A 21,778-nucleotide genomic window follows, 5' to 3' on the forward strand; every position below is an offset into this window, starting at 1 on the left:
ATCAATTGTGAATTTTTGATGTAATTTCACAGTGAAGACTTGACTCAGTGACTAAATTACTGGAATTTTAGTGTAGTAAAGAATACATCTATTTCCGTAATAATAAGTCATTAACAGTAATGATTGAATGTTGAAAACGTTAGATTAGACTGACAAATTGTCATTTATTTGACTGTTAATGTTATTATATCTCGGAATAACACTGGAGCCTCTGCATACGTGCAACTATCAGCCAAGACCTTTCGTAATATTGGACTCATTGGACGACCAGACAATGCTTCTGTCGTTGAAACACTGATTTTAATTCGTGATCATCTATTAAGTATTGGTTTGCACCCTGTATTTGATTCTGAAACAGCCAAACTTGTACCCAATCATAATACGCAAACTGTCAGCCGTGCCTTATTGGGTGAAGTGGTTGACTTGGTGATTGTGGTGGGTGGTGATGGCTCGTTATTACATGCTGCACGGGCACTGGTCAAATTTAACACCCCAGTCTTAGGGGTCAATCGTGGCCGACTCGGATTCTTAACTGACATCAAGCCATCTGAAGTGTTGTTTAAGTTAGATCAAGTATTGCAAGGCGAGTTTCTATTGGAGCGCCGTTTCTTATTGGAAATGGAAATTCGCACCAAAAACGAATCGATCTATGATGCAATCGCCTTAAACGATATTGTTTTACATTCGGGTAAGTCGGTGCATATGATTGACTTCGAATTAAACATCGATGGGCAATATGTTTACCGTCAACATAGTGATGGACTCATTGTATCGACCCCAACGGGTTCAACTGCATATTCGCTGTCGGGTGGTGGTCCAATTTTACATCCAAGTATGGATGCCATTGCGTTAGTGCCGATGCATCCGCATACTTTGTCATCTCGACCAATTGTGGTGGGTGGACAAAGTGAAATTAAGATTTTAATTCGTGAAAATCGTGTATTGCCAATGGTCAGTGCTGACGGGCAAAACAGTGTTTCATTGAATATTGGAGATTGTTTACATATCCGTAAGCATCCTTTTAAACTCACCTTACTCCACCCACCTGGTTATGACTTCTATATGGCATGTCGAACCAAACTGGGTTGGAACCAAGATTTTGATTCATTTCAACAGCAGGATTGACCATGAATATTGAACAAATGCTGGCCGTTTTAGATGCAGATATTGTTGCACGTTTAAAAACAGCCGTTGAAATTGGTAAATGGCCAAATGGTGTTGTTTTGACACAAGAACAACGTCAAATTTCTATGCAAGCTGTCATTGCATGGGAAGCAAAAAATTTACCTGAAACTGAACGTTCAGGCTATATCGACAAAGGGCATAAAACTGAAGATGACGAATGTGATTCGCATGTGCCAGAACCTGAATTTCAACCGATTCGTTTTGTCTAATTCAATTTGAAATCTAAGCAATAAAAGAAGACACTTCGGTGTCTTTTTTATTTTGCTGAAAGAATTAATTTTCTTGAAAATTAAAAGAGATGATTCACGCATGTCTAAATATTTAGCAGGATTGTGTGTCAATAATCTAAATACGATCATTGACGCACAATCTAAATGATCAATAAAAGTCCTTATCTTGCGCCAAATAAATACTTTATAAAACAACATCTCCCTAACCTTCTCCTAAAAGGAGAGGGAACTTACATCATAAATTTCCAACGGTTAAAAACCAATGATGCAACAGGACGAATTATTTTAGACGGTTTTGCCAAAGTTCACGGGCTTTATGCATAGCATCATCATAGTTGTCACACACACCCATCGTGTAAAGTGCAATGCCCATGGTTTCGGTCACAGCCAATTCACCGTATTCGTGTTGTTGTTTGCCTTCCCAAACGGCTTTAAAGATTTCTAAATCGAGTTCTTCTTCAATTGGGCTACGGTCGGGTGTGATTTTAGGCAATTCATGCTCATACAATTCACCATTTTTAATGCCGCAAATGAGGGTTTTGGCATCTGGGTTACGTTCAAATTCACCGCCTTCGCCTTTGATGACCGCACTATTTTTATAGCCTAATTGGAATGCCGCTTGTTGATGCGAACTACGATAAGCGGGATGGAAAATGGCTTGTAATGTGGCTTTGGCGTTGAATGGATTAATTAGACGCGCAAGTGTATGAATAGGAGAGCGTAAACCCATGACATTACGTAGTGCAATGAGATCACTTAAAATAGGGGAAATAACTTCTAACGGAATATAGGCAAAATGACGCTCAGCCAGTTGTTGTGCTACTTCCGTGTCGTTTTGGCAGATTGGATAGCCTAAGTATTCTAAAACCTGTTCGGTATATACTCGGTTAAGGGTATGTCCAGATGCACCATGCATGACAATGTTGTAGCCATTTTTAGCTAGGGTTAATGCAGCCAATAAAAACCATGGATAATGCTTTCGTTTGCCTGCATATGATGACCAGTCGAGATCCACATCTAACGCTTTAAAGTTAAGTTGATCTTTAGTGGCTTGTACAAAGCCTGTCAATTCATCGACCGATTCTTCCTTGACACGAAGCAGCATGAGAAAAGCACCTAATTGCACGTCCAAAACTTCGTCTTTTAATATCATGCTAAAGGCTTGATAGGCTTCATCATAGGTCAGGGAGCGAGCGCCGTTTTTGCCTTTACCAATGATTCGGACAAATTGGGCAAAAGGGTGTTCAAAGTCTTTATAAAGATTGCGTTTGGTGTTCATGGTCGTGTACGAATGACGTTACTTGGCTTTAGTGTACTATTTTTTGCTTGGAGGGTTGGGGGAGAATTGATTATTCTTTATTTGATTTATACTTATCTGTAGTAAGAAAAATGGGGTTAATTACATATCTATAGTTGTATCAGCACCCTTTGCTTTAGCCGATTTAATTTCACCAGATGTTTTACAACTAATCATAGGATTAGGAAAATGAAGCCAGTTAATATATTTGTCTATTATCTACATTGCTTCTAGTAAGCTGTATTCCAATACCAGTGTCTGCACCGATGGCATTATCTGATTTTTATCATCTGATGTAATGCAACTAATTTTTAAAATTGCAGGAAAATAAATGAAATTAAAATACTTAAAAGTTGTTTTTTTAACGAATGCTTTTGCATTATTAGGTGGTTGTTACTATAAAGATAACTGCCTCATACTTCCTCAATCTGTATATTGTATGGATAAAACAATAAGCGATTTTGATAGATACACAAAAACAGGTATTAGTTTAAAACAAAAGGAAAATGATATTAAACAGTGCGGAGGAACTCCAGATAAAAATGGAAATATTTTTGGGCCCTTAAGAAAAGCTAATTCAGGTGGTAATAGTGATTTGTTAGCTGTCAAAAAATTTAGCAATTGTATGAAAAACAAAGGGTATAGCTATACGGATTAAAAAAGTCATTCTAAGTAAGGAATTGTTTACTGATACTTATTGGTTTTTTTACGCAAAAAATATGGTAGTGGTATGGAGAAGATGGAAATACTTCAACAAATCGAACTGAATTTGAAAATAAAGCCTTTGGCATAACGACTGAATAGCCACCGATTTTGTAGACACCTTTTAGTTAGATAAAATGGCTAATTAACGAGGTGCCTATGAGCAGTAAACGATACCCTGAAGAATTCAAAATTGAAGCAGTAAAACAAGTCATTGAGAAAGGTCATAGTGTGGCTGAAGTTGCTACACGCTTAGGAACCACCACTCATAGTCTGTATGCCTGGATTAAACGTTATGATCCACAGCAACCAAAAATAATAGAATCTAGTGATCCAAGTACAGAATTAGCAAAATTAAAAAAAGAGCTGCAAAGGGTCACTGAAGAAAGGGATATTCTAAAGTGAAAGCACTGCTTTCACGCCGCTTCGCAAGCCAGTCCAAATGAGGTACGCCTTTATTCAGGACAATCAGAACATATGGCCTGTCCGTCGTTTATGTTCAGCTCTGGATGTTCATCACAGTGGTTACTATGCATGGCTAAAGCAACCCACCAGTAAAACTGCGAGGAAACGGCAACAGCTTTCAGGATTGATTAAACAGTTCTGGCTGGAATCAGGCGGAGTCTACGGCTATCGCAAGATTCACTGTGATTTGAAAGATGTTGGCGAAAATTGCGGTATCAACCGAGTGCATAGGTTGATGAAAGCGGATGAGCTTAAATCACAGCGTGGCTACCGCAAGCCTAGATCTTATGCAGGTACGCCAAGTATTGTTTCGGCAAACACCCTAGATCGACAGTTTAATCCAACTCAGCCTAATCAACTATGGGTGACTGACATTACTTATATTCGGACTCATGAAGGATGGCTATATCTCGCAGTTGTGATTGACTTGTTTTCTCGTCTTGTTATTGGTTGGTCAATGAAATCTAGAATTACGACAGATCTGGTTTTAGATGCGTTATTGATGACTTTGTGGCGAAGGAATCCAAAGAACAAAGTGCTGATACATTCTGACCAAGGCAGCCAATACACCAGTCATGAATGGCAGACATTTCTCAAGCATCATAATCTTGAAAGTAGTATGAGTCGTAGAGGAAATTGCCATGATAATGCTGTTGCTGAGAGCTTCTTTCAGTTGCTAAAGCGAGAGCGTATTAAAAAGAAAATATATGCATCAAGAACTGAAGCTAGGTCTGATATCTTTGAATATATTGAGATGTTTTATAATTCAAAACGTAGACATGGTTCCAATGGTCAGCGTTCTCCATTAGATTATGAAAAGACCCATCAAAAGATGGTTATGTGTGTCTAGAATTTTGGTGGCTATTCATATAACCATAACTTTCATTGGTCTTTTGATGGGCGATTTTGACCAATATTGTCTGCTGATTGCTTAGAATCTTTCGTTGGCTTAAACAAGGTTTAAGCCAATCATAAAACCTTGTTACTGAGACATTTAGCAATCTAGCCATCATCGTGGTTGGGTATGTGTTTTTGTGCTCTTTCATATAAGCGTACCTCACTGACTTTCTTTGGCAAAGTACGCTACCGCTTTTTTTAGAAATTCTTTTTCCATTTCCGCAGTTTTGAGTTGTTGTTTGAGTTTGTTATTTTCTTCGAGTAGAGCAACGAGATCGGGCGAATATTGTTGTGTTCCTGCTAATGTCCCAAGCTTTGCTTTCTTGTACCAATTTGACAAGGTTTGCATGGAAATACATAGTTATCGTGCTGTTTCAGAGACATTTCCTTTATTTTCTTCAATGGCTTTTATTGCTTCAGCTTTGAATTCTGCTGTATAAATCTTTTGTTTTTTGCTCATGGTAAACTCCTGATGAGTATGTCTAGTTTACCAAGTTAAAGCCTCCGTTTTTATCAGCACACATCACTTTATAATACTCCTGTAGTAGGAATGCCTGCTGTAGAAGAAAATTCTTGTGATTTAGATATTCATCTGAGGTTTTATGGGCATGTTTATTTTACTGTTGGGCTATATTTTTTTAACTTTTAATCCTTAGTTAATGAATATTTAAAAAGAATTTGGAGTTGAGAAACTAATTGTGACACTTGTTTATATTAATGGTGGAGCAGTAGGGGGTTCCAGTTATAACGTGCAATTGGCAGGTGTGATTGTGCAAAAACTTGTATTTCCTAAAAAATCAAATCTGACAGGTGAATCGTAATTTAAATTATCAGATTAATTGTTTAAATTATAAATTTAACAGGCACATGTTCAACAAGCCAGACTCCATTTTCTGCTTGGAAAAACTGAAAGCCCTTATTGTGCATAGCTAAGGCATCTATTGTTAAAATTTTCACTTTTCCGTAACGTTCACCTACAGCATGGGCAGTATTGATATCTGCCGATAAATGAACATACTGACGCTCTTTGGAAATTAAACCTAGCTCCATAATAGAAACATGAAACCGTTCAGCTGTACCATGATATAAAAATTTAGGTGGAACTTTTAAGTCAAACTGACGTTGAACTTGTCGATTAGAATGCCCCTGAACAGCACGAATATTTAAACCATCTTCAGAAATTTGAAAACGTTTTTTATCGCTGTTTTGAACGATGCTTTGGATAATTTCAAGACTTAACCTAACGCCATCAACGGGCTCAGATTTCTCAATAAGCTGATTGATATTTGCCCAACCTTCAACATCCAATTCTAAATTAATTTGTTCTGGCTGATGTCTTAGAATAAAACTCAAATACTGACTTATGGCTTTTTCATTCATTATAAAATTCTTAGTATTCATTTTAAGCAGTATATAATTTTAAATTTGAAAGTAAATTGCAATCAATCTTCCATTGACACAATCCAACATGACCCAAATGCACATTAAAATCACCTCATCAGTCCATGACAAAAAAACAAAAAGACATTAGCATGCAAGGGTAGGACAAAAACAGCAAAATACAAAAGGAACAAAAAATGTTGGCATACGATGCAGACTTAGAACTCTTTCGCGACAACTTCAAACGCTTTATGAATGAACACGTTGCGCCATACTATGACCAATGGGAAAAAGACGGCAAAATGCCACGTTCCATCTGGACATTACTCGGTGAAAATGGCTATCTCTGTGTCGATGTACCTGAAGAATACGGTGGCTATGGCGTACCAACAGAATATTCACTCATGTTGGTTGAAGAATCCGCACGAGCAGGTTTTGCCGCATTATCGACAGGTATCTCATGCCATTCCGAAATTGCTGCACCGTATATTTTGCACATCGCCAATGAAGAACAAAAACAATACTGGTTACCTAAAATGGTTTCAGGTGAAGTGGTGGGTGCGATTGGTATGACTGAGCCTGGTGCTGGTTCAGACTTGCAAGCCATGCGTACCAGTGCAATTTTACAAGGTGACCATTACCTGTTGAATGGTTCTAAAACTTTTATTTCCAATGGGCAACATGCAGACTTAGTCGTTCTTGCAGTCAAAACCGATCCACAAGCACGTGCCAAAGGCGTGTCACTCATGTTAGTCGACACGCATCTTGAAGGCTTTAAAAAAGGCACCAATCTGGACAAAATCGGCTTACATTCACAAGACACCTCAGAGCTGTTCTTCGACAATGTTAAAGTCCCATCCAATCAGCTTTTAGGAAATGCAGGGCAAGGTTTTGCATATTTGATGCAAGAACTACCACGTGAAAGAACTGCGATTGCAGCCACAGCATTAGGTGCGATTCGTGGTTCTATTGATGTCACCATTCAATACGTGAAAGAACGTCAAGCCTTTGGTCAGCCGATTGGTAATTTCCAAAATACTCGTTTTGTTTTGGCACAAGCGAAGATTGATGAATTGGCAACCGCCGCATTTTATAACCAGAACTTAGCCTTATATAAAGAAGGCAAGCTCGATGTCGATACTGCAGCTGCATTAAAAGCCTTTAGTACAGATATGCAAATGAAAATTGCCGACAATTTGCTACAACTGTTCGGTGGTTATGGCTATATGACCGAATATCCAATTTCACGTTTCTTTGTCGATGCACGTATTCAGCGTATTTACGGTGGAACCAATGAAATTATGAAAGAAATTGTGGCACGTGGTTTATTGGGACGCTGAAATTGACCGTACGATAGATCATAAAAATCATCATTTATTTCGCTTTTGAACTTATCCATAATTTAAAAAAGATGAAGCCTTTGCGCTTCATTTTTTAATTCTAAATAAAATATATAAAACATCAGTTCAGGACTTTTCATCTAAATAAATTCAGTTTAAAATTTAAATTAAATCAATAAATAATAAAAATTTATGATGTTCATCACATCTGATTTGAATGGGGTAAGTTGATGTCACTCATTGCTTGGATTTTCCAATTTCTCATGCAATCGTTATTCTTTAAATGGGTGCTGTCTTGGGGTGGAGCAAAACGACTGGAAGGCATTAAATCGGTGTTTTTTTTCAGTTGGATGACATGGGGCTGGAATGCCGAACAATTGCGTTTATATGCCTTAGTCCTGTGGGGCTGCTCATCCATTTGGTTTCTGATTGGACTATTTAACCCCGAGCTTCGGACTTATAACATTGGTCCTAAAATATGGCATTAGCATTAGACCGATATGACATCTGTATCAATATCTACAGCAACAAGGTTTTAATGTTTGGAAAGCTTAGACCCGATCTGAACTTTTGAAGCTTTCAAAAGTTGCTGATTCAACCTGCGCATCCACTGCTGATATTTATTGAGTCTGGAACCTATCTTCTTTTTAAGTGTTTATCCAGCTTCAGTGAGTTGAGTGGCTGAACCGCTTCTGATGTTGATCCGAAAGATGATCGTTACCTGTAAATAGTAAGGTACACAGCAAATTTAGTCACATCACAAATATGATGGATCCTTCAGCATTACATTTGTTTTAGGAATATTATTCATTCGTGAAAGTTGGGTGAAAATTCAACTGTATAATTTTAAATCTCTATGCCGAAAACGGCTATTGCGTAACAATTGAAAGCTAACTATTGTTATAATGTTTAAATATCCGTTTTGCAGGGCGACATAACAATGATCAACGATGATCAAAACACGACAAATTCTCTCGATCTTTCTAAAATCCGTGAAGATATTGATTCTGTAGACCAACAGATTCAGCAACTCATTAGCCGTCGTGCGAGATTGGCAGAAGCAGTGGCAAAAGCAAAATTCGCTTCTGAAGAGAATCCGATGTTTTATCGTCCTGAACGTGAAGCCCAAGTTTTACGTAATGTGATGGAACGCAATGAAGGTCCATTGTCTGACACCACCATGGCACGTTTGTTCCGTGAAATCATGTCAGCATGTTTGGCACTTGAAGCGCCACAAAGTATTGCGTTTTTAGGGCCTGTTGGTACATTTACCCATGCGGCTGTACTGAAACACTTTGGACAAGATGCCGTGATCCGTCCATTACCGACCATCGATGAAGTGTTCCGTGAAGTTGAAGCGGGCAGTGCGCATTATGGTTTAGTGCCTGTTGAAAACTCATCTGAAGGTGTGGTAAACCATACTTTAGACTGTTTTAAAGCATCGCATCTCAATGTCATTGGTGAAGTGGAACTGCGTATTCATCATCAATTCCTGATTTCAGAAAATACACGTAAAGACAGCATTAAACAGATTTATGCCCATCAGCAAACTTTGGCGCAGTGCCGTGGCTGGTTAGATGCGCACTATCCTGGTGTGGAACGTGTAGCCTTGAGCTCAAATGCTGAAGCCGCACGTCGTATTCGTAATGAATGGCATTCAGCTGCAATTGCCTCTGAAACGGCAGCAGGTTTATATAACCTTGAAATCTTACACAGCAATATTGAAGATAACCCAGAAAATACGACGCGTTTCTTGGTGATTGGTCGTGAAAAAGTTGCGCCAAGTGGTAACGATAAAACTTCACTCTTGGTCTCTGCACATGACCGTGCAGGTGCATTGTTAGAAATCTTAGAGCCATTTGCGAAACACAATATTAGTTTGACCAGTATTGAAACTCGCCCAGCATTGCCTGAAAAATGGGCCTATGTGTTCTTTATTGATCTTGAAGGTCATATCGAGCAAGACAATGTCAAAACAGCGATTGAAGAAATTCGCCCATTGGTGAAGGAAATCCGTGTCTTGGGTTCTTACCCAGTGGCAGTACTCTAAGTTAAATTCAGGTTATAAATTTAAGCTATGTCTCAACCTTTATTTAACAAAGTGGCATTTATCGGACTTGGACTCATTGGTTCAAGTCTGGCACGTGTCATCATTGCAGAAAATTTGGCAAAGCAAATTGTGGCATCGACACGTTCGGTCAAAACACTGGAAGATGCTAAAGCACTCGGTATTATTAGCGAAGGCTATAGCAATCCTGTTGATGCGGTAAAAGATTCTGATCTGATTGTATTGGCATTGCCTGTACGTGCCACACAAAAGATTTTAGAAACCATTCAACATCACATTTTGCCGAATGCCATCATTACTGATGTCGGTAGTACCAAAGGCAATGTGGTTGAAGCAGCGCATGCGGTATATGGGGCAGAACTACCTATTGGTTTTGTGCCCGGCCATCCAATTGCAGGGGCAGAGCATACCGGTGTACATGCAGGTAAAGTCGATTTATTTGCCAACCATAAAGTGATTTTAACGCCACTACCCACCAGTGCACCTTGGGCGGTGGAGAAGCTGATAAGACTCTGGCAAGCGGCCAAAGCAGAAGTGATTTGCATGGATGTCGAAAAGCACGATGAAGTGTTGGCGCATACCAGTCATTTACCGCATTTGATGGCATTTAATTTGGTTGAACAACTGGCAAATCGTGAAGATAATTTAGATATTTTCCGTTATGCGGCAGGTGGCTTTCGAGATTTCTCGCGTATTGCAGCCAGTGACCCGCAAATGTGGCATGACATTTTTTTTGCCAACAAAAAAGCCATTTTAAATGCAGTCGATGGCTTTGAACAGCAACTCGCACAGATCCGACATTTAATAGAAACCGAAGATTCAAATGCATTGATGGGTTTATTGGGACATGCGCAAGCGGCACGTCAACACTTTAATCATATGCTCGCTAAAAAACCTTTGATGGAGAAAAATAACGTGACACAGCAATTTACCATTCAGCCTGGGCCAAAGTCGTTTCAAGGGAAATTTAGCGTTCCGGGGGATAAGTCTGTTTCACACCGCTCGATCATGTTTGGTGCGATTGCAGAAGGCACAACCCATGTTACAGGTTTCCTTGAAGGTGAAGATGCATTGGCGACACTGCAAGCATTTCGTGATATGGGCGTGAACATTGAAGGACCGAAGAATGGTGAAGTGACCATTCATGGTGTCGGGATGCATGGTTTAAAAGCGCCAAAAGGTGAGTTGTATATGGGCAACTCAGGCACATCGATGCGCCTGCTTTCAGGTATGTTGTCTGCGCAAAAATTTGACTCAGTCATGACCGGTGATGCGTCATTGTCAAAACGACCAATGGAACGTATTGCCAAGCCTTTACGTCAAATGGGTGCGCAAATTCAAACCACAGGTGAACGTGGTACGCCACCAGTGTCGATTACAGGCAATCAAAACTTACAAGGTATTCACTACGACTTACCAATGGCATCTGCACAGGTGAAATCAGGGATTTTATTAGCAGGACTTTGGGCGCAAGGTGAAACCTCGGTGACTGAGCCAGAGCCTACACGTGACCACTCTGAACGTATGCTGCGTGCCTTTGGTTATGAAGTCAAAACTGAAGGCAACCGTATTTCACTGCAAGGTGGTGGAAAATTGGTTGGAACAAACATTCAAGTACCTTCAGATATTTCATCTGCGGCATTCTTTATGGTCGGTGCTGCCATTACCGAAGGTTCAGATGTGACACTGGAAGCGGTGGGTATTAACCCAACCCGTACTGGTGTCATTGAAATCCTCAAACAGATGGGTGCAGACCTGAGCGTTGAAAATGAACGTATTGCTGGGGGTGAACCAATTGCAGATATTCGTATCAAAGGTTCACGTACGTTGAAAGGCATTCATATGCCTGAAGATCAAGTGCCACTGGCAATTGATGAATTCCCTGCATTGTTTATTGCAGCTGCATGTGCAGAAGGTCAAACAATTTTAACTGGCGCTGCTGAGCTACGTGTCAAAGAGTCTGACCGTATTCAAGTCATGGCAGATGGCTTAAAGATTATGGGTATCGACTGCACACCAACTGATGATGGCATCATCATTGAAGGGAAGGGTAAGTCTGGCGAGTGGGGTGCAATTTTCAATGGTGGTGAAATTGAATCACACCATGACCACCGTATTGCTATGAGTTTCTCGATGGCAGGTCTACGTACTTCAGGTGAAATTAAAATTGTGGGGACTGAAACCGTTGCAACCAGTTTCCCAACATTTACCCAGTTGTCAGAACAAGCGGGCTTGAATATTCAAGTCTCTGAGGCTTAATGTCGAGAAGATTTAAATTTATATACAAATCTTTTTCATTTTGAACGATTCAGCCAAGCGAAATGCTTGGCTGTTTTGTTTTTATTGCTTATGCTAAATCCATACAACAAAAATGCCTTAAGGATAAGTAATGAGAAAATTGAAATTTAACGCTGATTGTGAAAAACATATCCATTCAGACGCAAATTCATGCCATGTGACACAGACTTATGTGGCGGATTTTCTATCTAAAAATTTAGGGCAATACGGCTTTCAAACGCTTCCACAAAGTGGTGATCAAGTCGCTGTGTGTGTGGATGATCAATCTTTACCACTGTCCATTACCTGTCAAAGTCTAAGTGAAGATGGACATATGGTCTGTGAAATAACGTCTCATCCTGAAGAAAATCAGGATTGGTTAGATCGTATTACAGAACAAAGTTTACTGAATCAATTGGCACTCGCCGTTGAAAATACCTTAAAAGACAATAAAGAATTCAGTGATTTTGAATGGAAGAATGGGGATTAAAACCATTTGATCCAAAATTGAGCTTTTGCTTGAGTATTTACATTTTATTGTCATGATCAAAGTTCTGATCTTGGCAATGATTAATTCTCTAATATGAATTTTGTTTTACGATTATTGATGAATTCGTTGAATTGGATAGATGAGCATGCAAAATTTTGATCTTGTTATTCATCTATCTAGTTTTAACTGTTTCATATTAATTAAAAAAATTCATTTTCATGCATTTTATATTTTTTAGCCTAAGTAAATTCGCATAATTACGCTGATTGGTTTGAGGTGTTTGATTTAATCATAGTGACAAGCTTGAGTAACTGTATCTATTTAGAATTCAAATTATTTTGATTGATTAACCTGAATGTTAAATAAATCAAAAAACATAAATTTGATCACTATCAAATTTAATACTCACTGGAAAATTTACTTACTCCAATTTTTCTAAAGTTGATTAAGAAGTTTGATTGCAAGACCAAACATAAATATGGCGGTAAGCTTGAAGACAATGTGTAGTACGCGCGGATTATGCAATTTTGACTTTAGTTTGGTTGCGAAAATGATGTATGCAGCACCAACAATTATTAGCGTAAACACTGTTGAAATCAGAATAAGAACAAATAAATGAGCTGGAATTTTTTGATGAACTGAAAAAATAGCAGGAACTAAGGCTAAGTAGAAACTGATGGTTTTTGGATTGCTTAAGGTGAGTCTTAAACCCTCATAATATGATGAAAACTTATGATTTTTCGAAGATTTAGTTGTCGAAGCTAATGCATTTGAATAGTCGTATAGCCAAAACTGACAAGATAAATAGATGAGATATAAGGCTGATAAGATAAGGACAAAATTAAAAAAAGAAGAATATATTTTTAGTATTAAATTTATTCCAAAAATTGAAAACAACAAATAAATTAAGTCACCCGTTATGAGCCCCATGAGCATCAAAAATGCTTGTTTAGAATTTTGACTGAGTGTTTTGAAAAGCAATCCTGTCATACCTGGACCGGGGATAAGTGCAGCTAAACCTAAACTAAATATATATAAGCCAATCTGTGAGAACATATTTGTTAAAAAAGTTGTTAAGGTGATCAGTATTTTTGAATATTTAATGAGAAAATTTTCACCTAAAAATTCTAATAAAGTGTTATTTTAGGGATGAAATGACCTAATTATTGTAAATATAGAAATAAAATGACCAAGATTAAAATTGACCGTTCAGATGCTAAAATTTTAGATTTACTCCAAAAAGATGCACGAAAAACAAACCAAGAGTTAGCCGATACTATTGGTATGTCAGCTTCTCCTTGTTGGCGTCGTGTAAAACGTTTAGAAGATGATCAAATTATTCGTGGTTATGGGGTGTTATTAGATCGTAAGAAAATTGGACTTGGAGTAATGGTTTTTATTCGTGTCTCAATCGATAGTCACAGTGAACTTGAAGCAAAGAAATTTGAAGAACAAGTCAGTCAATTGGACAATGTGGTTGCTTGTTACAGCATAGGTGGTGATGCTGATTTTCTTCTTCAAGTCGTATCACCAGATTTAGATACTTATGCTGAATTTTCGATGTCGATTATTCGTCGCTTACCAGGCATTAAAGAAATGCAAAGTATGTTTGTGCTTAAAGAAATTAAACCATTTCTATCTTTTCCAGTTCAAGTAAATCAATAAGAATAAAAATAGAATGATGTTCTAAGGTCGTTTCATTTTTTATTTTTATACTTTAAGTGAAAAAGAAATGAACCGATTAATGTGCAAAACAAAAACAATAAAAATATTAAGATGAGTATTGGTACTGTAAGCTGATTTATATAAATATAAAAAAAGATAAAGATTGAGAATAGAAAATTATATGTGTTAGCGAGTAAAAATTTTTTGTTGGTCGGGGCATAGAAAGTTGTCAGATAGCCCAGAAATACTGCTGAAATGAATTCTAAAGAAAATAGGACATATAATGATCGAATACACGATTCTAAATATTTTTGATTAAATCCACATCCTATAGCGATACTTAACATGAGTAGATTAAATATAATAAAAATCGTTGCAAAGTACATAAAGGGGATAAGTAAGAATTTTAGCCAAATTTTCATTTTAACTTTCTAATTTTATTCATTATAAATGAAGTATATCGCTAATAATGGATTTAAGTATATTGATCTTTCCAATGTTGAAAGGCTTTCAACATTTGTTCTTTTTGTAATTTAGAAACATTTGGATATGAGTAAAAGCGATCATAGTCGCGCCGTAAAAGGCTACTCTGTATGCGCTTTGCTAAGTTATTTATGGCAGATTTTCCATAATCTCGATAATCATTTTCAGCCTGTTGATCTAAGCAGATTGCAAAAGACCAACTTACTGCACTGTTATCTACTTGAAGCTCTAAATATATGCCAAGATGATCTTGATAGAGTTCCCATTCATAGGGTTCAATTTCAATGAGTTTCATTTAATTTTCTACTTTTATATTGTTATGATTAAAAAAAATACTTTATTTTGAATGAGCTTTATAAGTTTGGCGACGTGGTTGTATTTTAGACATTAAAAGCTGTGAGTTCACAGCTTTTAATTCATCATCACTATTTTAAGCTATTAGCAAAAACCGGGAAATCGCAATTCGAAGTTGTTTTAAATAACCTGTAAAGAAATGATTGGCGCCCGGTAATACAGTCAACAAATGACGTTGTGGTTTCGCCCAAACAATTAAATCAGACAATAAGGTAATGTCATCCGCCTCACCGTGAATAAATAAAATATCACCTTTAATTTCAGGTGTAACATAATGACGTAAACCTTGAACGGTTGCTGTTGGTAAGCCACATAAAATCATTTGTTTCGGACGTTGACCTTCAGTCAAAGCATCATAACTTTTTGCCATGACATGCGCGCCAAAACTAAATCCGCCTGCGTAGAAAGGCAAGTCAGGATGTAAAGATCTGACATGACCGATGACTGCTAAATTGTCTTCAGTTTCGCCAAAGCCTTCATCATGAACGCCATCACTGTGACCAGAGCCACGAAAACTTGGACGATAAACGACACAACCTTGTTCAGTTAATATCTGAGCCAAAAGTGCGGGTACTTTATGTTGCGGTGTACCACCTTGTAATGGATGAGGGTGACAAACGACAGCAAATCCTTTCACTTCGCCCTGAGGATAGTCAACAAACATCTCAATTTTGCCAACTGGACCTTGAATGAACACTTGTTCAGACATAACTTTACCGATTAGATTGCAGGGGAATTGGGTATTTTAACGACAATATTCAAGAAAAACACCGTTGGTAATAAAATAACTCTACTGTTATAGTTTGATTAATTGTTTTTTGATCAGGTTTATATGCTCGCTTTAATTTCCCCAGCTAAGACTTTAGATTACGAATCCCAAATTCCGTCAGATGTTTACACAATTCCACGTTTATTGAATCATTCCCAGCAACTTATAGACGTAGCAAAAAAATTATCTGCCACTGATATTGCTCAACTCATGACAGTAAGCGAAAAAATTGCCAAACTGAATGTTGAACGTTTTCACGATTGGGAAGCAGATTTTAGCCTTGCCAATGCACGACAAGCCATTTTCGCGTTTAAAGGTGATGTGTATACAGGTTTAGATGCCTATCATCTTAAAGAAGACGATTTGAGTTTTGCACAACAGCATTTACGCATGTTGTCTGGGCTTTACGGTTTACTTCGTCCACTCGATTTAATGATGCCATATCGTTTGGAGATGGGAACAAAACTTCAGAATCCAAAAGGGCATAACCTGTATGAATTTTGGGGCGATAACATTACCAATCTGATCAATTCTGATTTAGCAGAAACTCAATCAGAAATTTTGGTCAATATTGCTTCTGATGAATATTATAAGTCAGTCAAAGAAAGCAAAATTCAAGCTGAGATTATTAAACCTGTATTTTTGGATCAGAAAAATGACAAATACAAAGTCATTAGTTTCTATGCCAAAAAAGCCCGTGGTTTGATGGCACGTTATATCATCGAAAACCAAATTGAAAAAGTGGAAGACTTAAAAGCCTTTAATAGCGAAGGTTATTATTTTGATGCAGACAGTTCTCTCAAGGGTGAATTGGTGTTCAAACGTGATGAACAAGCGGCTTAAAGCAGGTCTTCTATCATTTTGATTACAGGTGCATTCAATGAGTGATATTCAAGATTATTCGAATCGATTTCAAGATCATTGGATGTGCTTTGCCACTGTTTTAGATCTTCCACAAGATATTAGCCAAAACATCTACCGAATATTAAGTACCGCCTATAATGAATCACAACGTGCCTATCATACTTGCCAGCATATTGTGGAATGTTTGAACCTATTACACGATATTCGCGAACATCTTCATGACCCAATTGCTGTTGAAATGGCAATTTGGTTTCATGATGTTGTTTATGACCCAAAGTCATCTGAAAATGAACTGCGCAGTGCCGAACTCATGAAAGATATTTGTTCGAATATTTTAAATGAGGTCAGGCTTAACAAAGTCTATGCGTGGATAGTTGCGACACAACATCATCAACCAACAGATGATGCAGATTTACAGTATCTTCTAGATATTGATCTCGCGATTTTAGCAAGTGAAAAACAAAGATTTGAGCAATATGAACAGCAGATTCGTTTCGAATACGCTTGGGTCGAATCAACTTTATATCAAACGAAGCGACAAGCAGTTTTACAGCATTTTGCACAAATGCAACCGCTGTATCAGACGTCTTATTTCCAACAATATTTTGAAGAACAAGCCAAACTGAATTTACAAGCGGCAATTGATTGTTGATCATTCAATTGTCAATCATCTAAAAAATTGGCCTAAGCGCATCACTGAATATCAATGAAATTCATATAATTTGATTCAGGTTTTATCTCAGGCCAATTCCCACAAGAAGAAATGATTAACCTATTCGATGATTGAGCTCTAAGGATGAGCTGATATCGACGTGATGCTGTAAAACTCATTTGTAGGTTTCTGTTTCGAATCAATTTTTTCATGAATTGCAATGATATACGCACCAGATTGAGGGAGTTTCACTTCTGCTGTACCCAGTGCATTGGTATTCAGTTCAGTCGCTTGTTTTTCACTTTGACCTTGGGACATGATGCTAATTTTTGCATTTTTTAGATTTTGATTATTTTTCTTTACCGTCAATTTAAACGGGGTATTGGCTTTAATTTCATTGGGATGAACTGAAAATTGTATATTCAATCGAGTACTGGAATTTGTCGATATTGGCGTGGTTTTATTTTTGCTTAAATAGCTTTGGATGAGCCATTCACGTGTAATCGTTTCTGTTGCAGGCACTTGCTTATTTTTAAAATCTGACGGAATAACATATTCTCGGTCTTTCAATGCTCCTGCTTGCTCCGCAGGAATGTCGACAAAAATTCTCCATTCATTGTTATAGCGGGTGTATTGGATAGGAAATGTCACTTTTGATGACACATGGTAAGTACCATCTTCAGTCAAAAGGAGATCAAAGACAGTTGCCGATTTTAATGTGGTTTTTGATTGGATGGTTGAATTTTGTTTACTTGGAGACAGTACATTTAAAGTTCCATCTTTTAATGCATGCTCGCTGTCTAGTGCATCTTCGGCAAAACCTGCGATAACAGGAATTTGAGCATTTGCGGTACTAAAACTTAAAGGTGCTAAGTAAGGTTGATGTGCCCAAGTTGCAGACACAGCGCATGACAAAATTGCTGTAATCAAAACATTTTTCATAAAGTTAGCCTAGTTTATGTGTTATTAAAATTTATGTAAATGATAATTATTTACAATAACATTTTAAACTTCGGCAATTCAAGCGAATAGTAAAACAGAATGTACGATTGCAAGGATGAACATTTAGCAATATCGGAATGGTGAATTTTATTGTGTTTTAAATATCTGATATTTCTTGTTTTAAATAAAGAATCTGGGGTAAAAAGGATATTAGGATGAACATTTAGTCGCATTGAGACAGAACGATTCAAATGACTATTGTTAAAATCAAAAAGAATTGAAAGTGATGTCTAAGAATCTTTTTCGGCTTGCACAATCGTTAAATAATCTCTCGAATTTGTTATCTCATTATTTTTAAAAAGTTTATTTAAATAGCGAGATTTCATTTACATTTATTCACTATTTTTTCGTCTGATTCGCATATTTATTGTTGCTAAAATTTGTTTAAATATGCGGATATAAAACTTTAAAAAAGACAATAAAGATGCTTGCCAATATCTTTTCGGCCTTAGAACAATTGGGACTAACGGCACAAAAACGTGCCATCCATGTTCAATTTTCCAATTCCAACTTAAACAGCCAAGTCTTTTTACAACGCATAGACGGACAACATGCCTTAAACGAGGGGTTAAAGGCAGAACTCATCTGTCTGTCGACCAATGCCACCATTTCTTTAAAAGAATTCATTGGTAGCCAGGTGGCGATCGATCAAGTCACAGACAATGGCAAGTTGTTCCGTACTACAGGCATTATTACTGAAGCTGCTCAAGGGCAGAGTGACGGTTCACTCACCTTATATAAACTCACCTTAGAAGACCCAACTTCACTGTGGCATAAACGACGCAATAGCCGTGTGTTTATGAATAAATCCGTGGTGGATGTGGTCGATACACTTTTTCAGGAATGGCAAAACAAAAGCCCATTATTCGCTTCTAGCTTAAGCCTTGATATCAGCGGACTTAAAAACCAGTACGATGTCCGTCCATTCATTATGCAAAGCAATGAAACGGATTACGACTTCCTTACTCGTTTAATGCGCAGTGAAGGCATTAACTGGCTGATTGATGAAGCACAACTCAATGTACCTAATTCATCGGCTTCAATCGAAGCACAAAAACTACGTTTGATCGATGACAACAGTCAATACAACGCACTAGCGCGTCGTAATATTCATTTTCATCGTAGTAGCGCCACTGAACAATACGACAGTATTACCAGTTTTATTGGACAACGCTCCTTACAACCGACCGCAGTTCATGTACAACGCTGGCAAGCCGATGTACTGGAACAAGAAGAAGGGGCAGGTTCAGTCCAAAGCAAACATCAACACAGTCAAAATCAAGACAATGCCAGCTTAGGTTTTAGAGCAAGCATGGCACTTTAGCCCAGCGTGGATGCAAGACTTAAACGGTGAAGACCAAGCCACAGCATCTAGCAACAGCCAAATTGAAAAACTGAATCAAAACCTCAGCAATTATTACGATGCACAAAGCAAACAGTTTATTGCGACCTCTACCGTACGTGATAGTCAGGTGGGTTATTGGTTTGAATTTAACGAACATCCAGAAATCGATCAGCACAGTGGTGCAGACAAAGAATTCCTGATTATCGGTAAGACTTTCTATAACCAGAACAACTTACCCAAAGATCTGAATGATCAAATCAATGCATTACTGGCACAAAGCCAATGGACGCAAAACCGTTTTAATGGTGCAGCCAGCACAAACCTGATTAGCACAACCAGCACCAACCCAAACGACGAACGCCAAGCCAACAGCTTAATCCTGCAACGTCGTAACATCACCACGGTTCCAGAATATAACCCACTGGCGCATCGTCCAGTAGCCCATCCACAACGTGCCAAAGTCGTAGGCCCGGCGGGTGAAGAAATTCATGTGGATGAATGGGGACGCATCAAAGTTCGTTTCTTGTTTACCCGTAACGAAGACCACCAGTTTGATGGCGGTGCAGGCTCAAATAATGACGATACTGACTCTGCTTGGGTGGATGTACTGACTCCATGGGCAGGTGAAGGCTATGGGGCACGTTTCTTACCGCGTATCAATGAAATTGTGGTGATCGACTTCTTTGATGGCAACATCGACCGACCATTTGTGGTGGGACGCATTCACGAAGCACAACGTAGCCCAACCAAATTTGACATTAAAGGCCAACTGCCCGACACCAAAAAGTTAGCAGGGATTCGCTCCAAAGAAGTTCAAGGTGAAGGCTTTGGTCAACTCCGTTTTGATGACACTACAGGACAAATCTCAACCCAACTACAAAGTAGTCATGGGGCAACACAACTCAACCTAGGTAACTTAAGCCACCCTAAAGACACAGCAGAGAGTGAAGGCCGAGGCGAAGGTTTCGAGCTGAGAACGGATCAATGGGGTGCAGTTCGGGCTGGAGAAGGTTTATTGGTTTCGACCTACAAACAGGATGCCGCAAAAGGTGATCATTTAGCGGCAGAAGAAGCGAAAAAACAATTAGAAGCCAGCCAGACCAATACTAAGGCATTAAGTGATATTGCCAAACAGCAACAAACTGATGAAATTGAATCGGTTGAACAACTGAAAGAGTTTGCAGCGCAGATTCAACAAAAAATCGCCAAGTTTGAAAAAGCTGTACTTTTACTTAGCTCACCAGATGGAATTGCGTTGAGTACGCCAGAGAGCATTCATGTCTCTGCTGATGCACAAATTAACTATAGCGCTGGTGACAGTATTAATATGAGTACCCAGAAGAATCTGATTGCTCAGGCACAAAATAAAATCAGTCTGTTTGCAGCACAATCTGGTGCGCGAGTGATTGCAGCACAAGGAAAAGTTGAGATTCAAGCGCAGTCGAATGCATTAGATGTTCTGGCGAAGCAAGGAATAAAAATTTCATCGACAGATGATCGAATTGAAATTAGTAGTCCGAAAGAGATTGTGATTACAGGTGCTAGCTCACAAATTACTTTAAATGGATCGGGGATTTTTCCGAAGACTGGTGGGAAGTTTGAGGTTAGGGCAGGGCAGCATTTGTTTATGTCTGGCTCAGGAGCAAATGTGTTATCGAAACTTCCTCCACCACCAAAGCGTGGTCAAGGTGTATTAGAGCTTATTCACGACTATGCACATGGAGAATTTGTTAAACAGGGCAGTTATACCGTAATTGATGCTTTAGGCCAACAATTCAAAGGTCAATTGGATGATAAAGGATTTGTAAGAGTTTCAGGATTAGCTACAGGTGCAGCAAAAGTTATATTTGGCGATGATGAAAGAAATCCTTGGGATGAGTCTAGTGATTTTAAACGACCTCCAATGTGGCCGAATGAAAACGATCCTGATTTACAGCAAACGAAAGGCAGTGGTGAGTCTGTATCAAATAATGCAATTCAAGAAGCCAAGCAGATACTAGGCAATATCCTCACTAATCCAGCATCAGTTTTGAATATGATGAATACTGCAAAACAATTGAAGGAAGGTGGAAGTAAAGCTTTATTATCTTCTGTACAGCATAACCTTACTTCACAAATAACCCATCAAGTGACTAATATTTTACCTACCAATGATGATTTAAATGTTATTTCGGGTATTAATGGAAATATTAATTTATCGACGTCTGATAATCCGTTAAGACAAACATCGAATAAAAAACAAACTTTAAGCAATTCATCAAATACGTATAACATGATGAGTTTAACAAATACATCAAATTAGAGAATAATAAG

19 protein-coding genes and 2 pseudogenes are annotated in these 21,778 nt (G+C 38.2%); 14 read left to right on the plus strand and 7 right to left on the minus strand.

All coding sequences use genetic code 11. The features are described 5' to 3' along the window. Positions 1 to 219 precede the first annotated feature (219 nt). Together G8E00_RS05645 and G8E00_RS05650 are read left to right on the plus strand one after the other, a co-directional pair. Positions 220 to 1,125: an NAD(+) kinase gene (locus G8E00_RS05645; RefSeq protein WP_406741398.1), complete on the plus strand. Its 906-nt coding sequence runs from the start codon at positions 220 to 222 to the stop codon at positions 1,123 to 1,125. 2 nt (positions 1,126 to 1,127) lie between these two features. Next, positions 1,128 to 1,394, plus strand: a complete 267-nt coding sequence (locus G8E00_RS05650) for a YeaC family protein (protein WP_166011625.1) — start codon at positions 1,128 to 1,130, stop codon at positions 1,392 to 1,394. Between the two features lie 301 nt (positions 1,395 to 1,695). Here G8E00_RS05650 and G8E00_RS05655 read toward each other — a convergent pair whose 3' ends face one another. Further along, positions 1,696 to 2,694 carry a glycosyl transferase family protein gene (locus G8E00_RS05655; RefSeq protein WP_166222553.1) on the minus strand — a complete coding sequence of 333 codons (999 nt, stop codon included), beginning with the start codon at positions 2,692 to 2,694 and terminating at the stop codon, positions 1,696 to 1,698. A gap of 349 nt (positions 2,695 to 3,043) precedes the next feature. Here G8E00_RS05655 and G8E00_RS05660 point away from each other — a divergent pair, with 349 nt between their 5' ends. Together G8E00_RS05660 and G8E00_RS05665 are read left to right on the plus strand one after the other, a co-directional pair. Next, positions 3,044 to 3,370 carry a hypothetical protein gene (locus G8E00_RS05660; protein WP_166222555.1) on the plus strand — a complete coding sequence of 109 codons (327 nt, stop codon included), beginning with the start codon at positions 3,044 to 3,046 and terminating at the stop codon, positions 3,368 to 3,370. A gap of 203 nt (positions 3,371 to 3,573) precedes the next feature. After that, positions 3,574 to 4,729 (plus strand): IS3 family transposase gene (locus G8E00_RS05665; RefSeq protein ID WP_406741453.1). Its coding sequence is split into 2 segments (ribosomal slippage): positions 3,574 to 3,816 and positions 3,818 to 4,729, totalling 1,155 coding nucleotides; the frame shifts between segments, so codons are not numbered across the junction. A 16-nt stretch (positions 4,730 to 4,745) separates the two neighbouring features. Here the strand turns inward: G8E00_RS05665 and G8E00_RS16340 are convergent. Further along, a pseudogene (locus G8E00_RS16340) lies at positions 4,746 to 5,236 on the minus strand (transposase); the annotation flags it as partial. Positions 5,237 to 5,474: 238 nt separating this feature from the next. Between G8E00_RS16340 and G8E00_RS16475 the strand changes: the two are divergent. Next, complete coding sequence (locus G8E00_RS16475) at positions 5,475 to 5,597, plus strand: hypothetical protein (RefSeq protein WP_264821384.1); 123 nt, start codon at positions 5,475 to 5,477, stop codon at positions 5,595 to 5,597. Between the two features lie 22 nt (positions 5,598 to 5,619). Here the strand turns inward: G8E00_RS16475 and G8E00_RS05680 are convergent, their stop codons facing one another. Next, positions 5,620 to 6,156, minus strand: a complete 537-nt coding sequence (locus G8E00_RS05680; RefSeq protein WP_166222559.1) for an RNA 2'-phosphotransferase — start codon at positions 6,154 to 6,156, stop codon at positions 5,620 to 5,622. 197 nt (positions 6,157 to 6,353) lie between these two features. Here G8E00_RS05680 and G8E00_RS05685 point away from each other — a divergent pair, with 197 nt between their 5' ends. The 5 genes from G8E00_RS05685 to G8E00_RS05705 all read left to right on the plus strand — a co-directional run bounded on the left by G8E00_RS05685 (position 6,354) and on the right by G8E00_RS05705 (position 12,331). Beyond that, positions 6,354 to 7,496, plus strand: coding sequence for an acyl-CoA dehydrogenase family protein (locus tag G8E00_RS05685; RefSeq protein WP_166222561.1), 1,143 nt, complete (start codon positions 6,354 to 6,356; stop codon positions 7,494 to 7,496). Between the two features lie 230 nt (positions 7,497 to 7,726). Next, positions 7,727 to 7,984, plus strand: coding sequence for a hypothetical protein (locus G8E00_RS05690; RefSeq protein WP_166222563.1), 258 nt, complete (start codon positions 7,727 to 7,729; stop codon positions 7,982 to 7,984). 452 nt (positions 7,985 to 8,436) lie between these two features. Continuing rightward, the gene (pheA, locus tag G8E00_RS05695) at positions 8,437 to 9,546 is read left to right on the plus strand and encodes a prephenate dehydratase (RefSeq protein WP_166222565.1); all 1,110 of its coding nucleotides are present in this window, start codon (positions 8,437 to 8,439) and stop codon (positions 9,544 to 9,546) included. A 27-nt stretch (positions 9,547 to 9,573) separates the two neighbouring features. Beyond that, positions 9,574 to 11,823 (plus strand): bifunctional prephenate dehydrogenase/3-phosphoshikimate 1-carboxyvinyltransferase, encoded by a 2,250-nt coding sequence (locus tag G8E00_RS05700; RefSeq protein ID WP_166222567.1) that lies wholly within the window; start codon positions 9,574 to 9,576, stop codon positions 11,821 to 11,823. A gap of 130 nt (positions 11,824 to 11,953) precedes the next feature. Beyond that, positions 11,954 to 12,331, plus strand: coding sequence for a hypothetical protein (locus G8E00_RS05705; protein ID WP_166011609.1), 378 nt, complete (start codon positions 11,954 to 11,956; stop codon positions 12,329 to 12,331). A gap of 435 nt (positions 12,332 to 12,766) precedes the next feature. Here the strand turns inward: G8E00_RS05705 and G8E00_RS05710 are convergent, their stop codons facing one another. Continuing rightward, complete coding sequence (locus tag G8E00_RS05710; RefSeq protein WP_166222569.1) at positions 12,767 to 13,387, minus strand: LysE family translocator; 621 nt, start codon at positions 13,385 to 13,387, stop codon at positions 12,767 to 12,769. 129 nt (positions 13,388 to 13,516) lie between these two features. Between G8E00_RS05710 and G8E00_RS05715 the strand changes: the two genes are divergently transcribed. Next, positions 13,517 to 13,996 (plus strand): Lrp/AsnC family transcriptional regulator, encoded by a 480-nt coding sequence (locus G8E00_RS05715; RefSeq protein ID WP_171522894.1) that lies wholly within the window; start codon positions 13,517 to 13,519, stop codon positions 13,994 to 13,996. Between the two features lie 475 nt (positions 13,997 to 14,471). Here the strand turns inward: G8E00_RS05715 and G8E00_RS05720 are convergent, their stop codons facing one another. Both G8E00_RS05720 and G8E00_RS05725 read right to left on the minus strand, forming a co-directional pair. Beyond that, positions 14,472 to 14,774 carry a hypothetical protein gene (locus tag G8E00_RS05720; protein WP_166222571.1) on the minus strand — a complete coding sequence of 101 codons (303 nt, stop codon included), beginning with the start codon at positions 14,772 to 14,774 and terminating at the stop codon, positions 14,472 to 14,474. A gap of 135 nt (positions 14,775 to 14,909) precedes the next feature. Beyond that, complete coding sequence (locus tag G8E00_RS05725) at positions 14,910 to 15,542, minus strand: alpha/beta hydrolase (protein ID WP_166011600.1); 633 nt, start codon at positions 15,540 to 15,542, stop codon at positions 14,910 to 14,912. A gap of 123 nt (positions 15,543 to 15,665) precedes the next feature. Here G8E00_RS05725 and yaaA point away from each other — a divergent pair, with 123 nt between their 5' ends. Continuing rightward, positions 15,666 to 16,445, plus strand: coding sequence for a peroxide stress protein YaaA (yaaA, locus tag G8E00_RS05730; RefSeq protein ID WP_166222573.1), 780 nt, complete (start codon positions 15,666 to 15,668; stop codon positions 16,443 to 16,445). Positions 16,446 to 16,482: 37 nt separating this feature from the next. Continuing rightward, positions 16,483 to 17,118: an HD domain-containing protein gene (locus G8E00_RS05735; protein ID WP_320077576.1), complete on the plus strand. Its 636-nt coding sequence runs from the start codon at positions 16,483 to 16,485 to the stop codon at positions 17,116 to 17,118. A gap of 138 nt (positions 17,119 to 17,256) precedes the next feature. Here the strand turns inward: G8E00_RS05735 and G8E00_RS05740 are convergent, their stop codons facing one another. Beyond that, a complete protein-coding gene (locus G8E00_RS05740; protein WP_166222575.1) occupies positions 17,257 to 18,060 on the minus strand; it encodes a DUF4198 domain-containing protein in 804 nt (267 codons plus the stop codon). A 484-nt stretch (positions 18,061 to 18,544) separates the two neighbouring features. Here G8E00_RS05740 and G8E00_RS05745 point away from each other — a divergent pair. Next, a pseudogene (locus G8E00_RS05745) lies at positions 18,545 to 21,767 on the plus strand (type VI secretion system Vgr family protein). Positions 21,768 to 21,778: the final 11 nt, after the last annotated feature.

The organism is Acinetobacter shaoyimingii (genome assembly GCF_011578045.1).
GTDB classification, from domain to species: Bacteria; Pseudomonadota; Gammaproteobacteria; order Pseudomonadales; family Moraxellaceae; genus Acinetobacter; species Acinetobacter shaoyimingii.

What these genes read in the sequence shown, in the direction of transcription:
- G8E00_RS05650 (WP_166011625.1), top strand. Translation starts at nt 1,128, where the DNA reads ATGAATATTGAACAAATGCTGGCCGTTTTAGATGCAGATATTGTTGCA.
- G8E00_RS05655 (WP_166222553.1), bottom strand. Translation starts at nt 2,694, where the DNA reads ATGAACACCAAACGCAATCTTTATAAAGACTTTGAACACCCTTTTGCC.
- G8E00_RS05660 (WP_166222555.1), top strand. Translation starts at nt 3,044, where the DNA reads ATGAAATTAAAATACTTAAAAGTTGTTTTTTTAACGAATGCTTTTGCA.
- G8E00_RS05680 (WP_166222559.1), bottom strand. Translation starts at nt 6,156, where the DNA reads ATGAATGAAAAAGCCATAAGTCAGTATTTGAGTTTTATTCTAAGACAT.
- G8E00_RS05685 (WP_166222561.1), top strand. Translation starts at nt 6,354, where the DNA reads ATGTTGGCATACGATGCAGACTTAGAACTCTTTCGCGACAACTTCAAA.
- G8E00_RS05690 (WP_166222563.1), top strand. Translation starts at nt 7,727, where the DNA reads ATGTCACTCATTGCTTGGATTTTCCAATTTCTCATGCAATCGTTATTC.
- pheA (WP_166222565.1), top strand. Translation starts at nt 8,437, where the DNA reads ATGATCAACGATGATCAAAACACGACAAATTCTCTCGATCTTTCTAAA.
- G8E00_RS05700 (WP_166222567.1), top strand. Translation starts at nt 9,574, where the DNA reads ATGTCTCAACCTTTATTTAACAAAGTGGCATTTATCGGACTTGGACTC.
- G8E00_RS05705 (WP_166011609.1), top strand. Translation starts at nt 11,954, where the DNA reads ATGAGAAAATTGAAATTTAACGCTGATTGTGAAAAACATATCCATTCA.
- G8E00_RS05710 (WP_166222569.1), bottom strand. Translation starts at nt 13,387, where the DNA reads ATGTTCTCACAGATTGGCTTATATATATTTAGTTTAGGTTTAGCTGCA.
- G8E00_RS05715 (WP_171522894.1), top strand. Translation starts at nt 13,517, where the DNA reads ATGACCAAGATTAAAATTGACCGTTCAGATGCTAAAATTTTAGATTTA.
- G8E00_RS05720 (WP_166222571.1), bottom strand. Translation starts at nt 14,774, where the DNA reads ATGAAACTCATTGAAATTGAACCCTATGAATGGGAACTCTATCAAGAT.
- G8E00_RS05725 (WP_166011600.1), bottom strand. Translation starts at nt 15,542, where the DNA reads ATGTCTGAACAAGTGTTCATTCAAGGTCCAGTTGGCAAAATTGAGATG.
- yaaA (WP_166222573.1), top strand. Translation starts at nt 15,666, where the DNA reads ATGCTCGCTTTAATTTCCCCAGCTAAGACTTTAGATTACGAATCCCAA.
- G8E00_RS05735 (WP_320077576.1), top strand. Translation starts at nt 16,483, where the DNA reads ATGAGTGATATTCAAGATTATTCGAATCGATTTCAAGATCATTGGATG.
- G8E00_RS05740 (WP_166222575.1), bottom strand. Translation starts at nt 18,060, where the DNA reads ATGAAAAATGTTTTGATTACAGCAATTTTGTCATGCGCTGTGTCTGCA.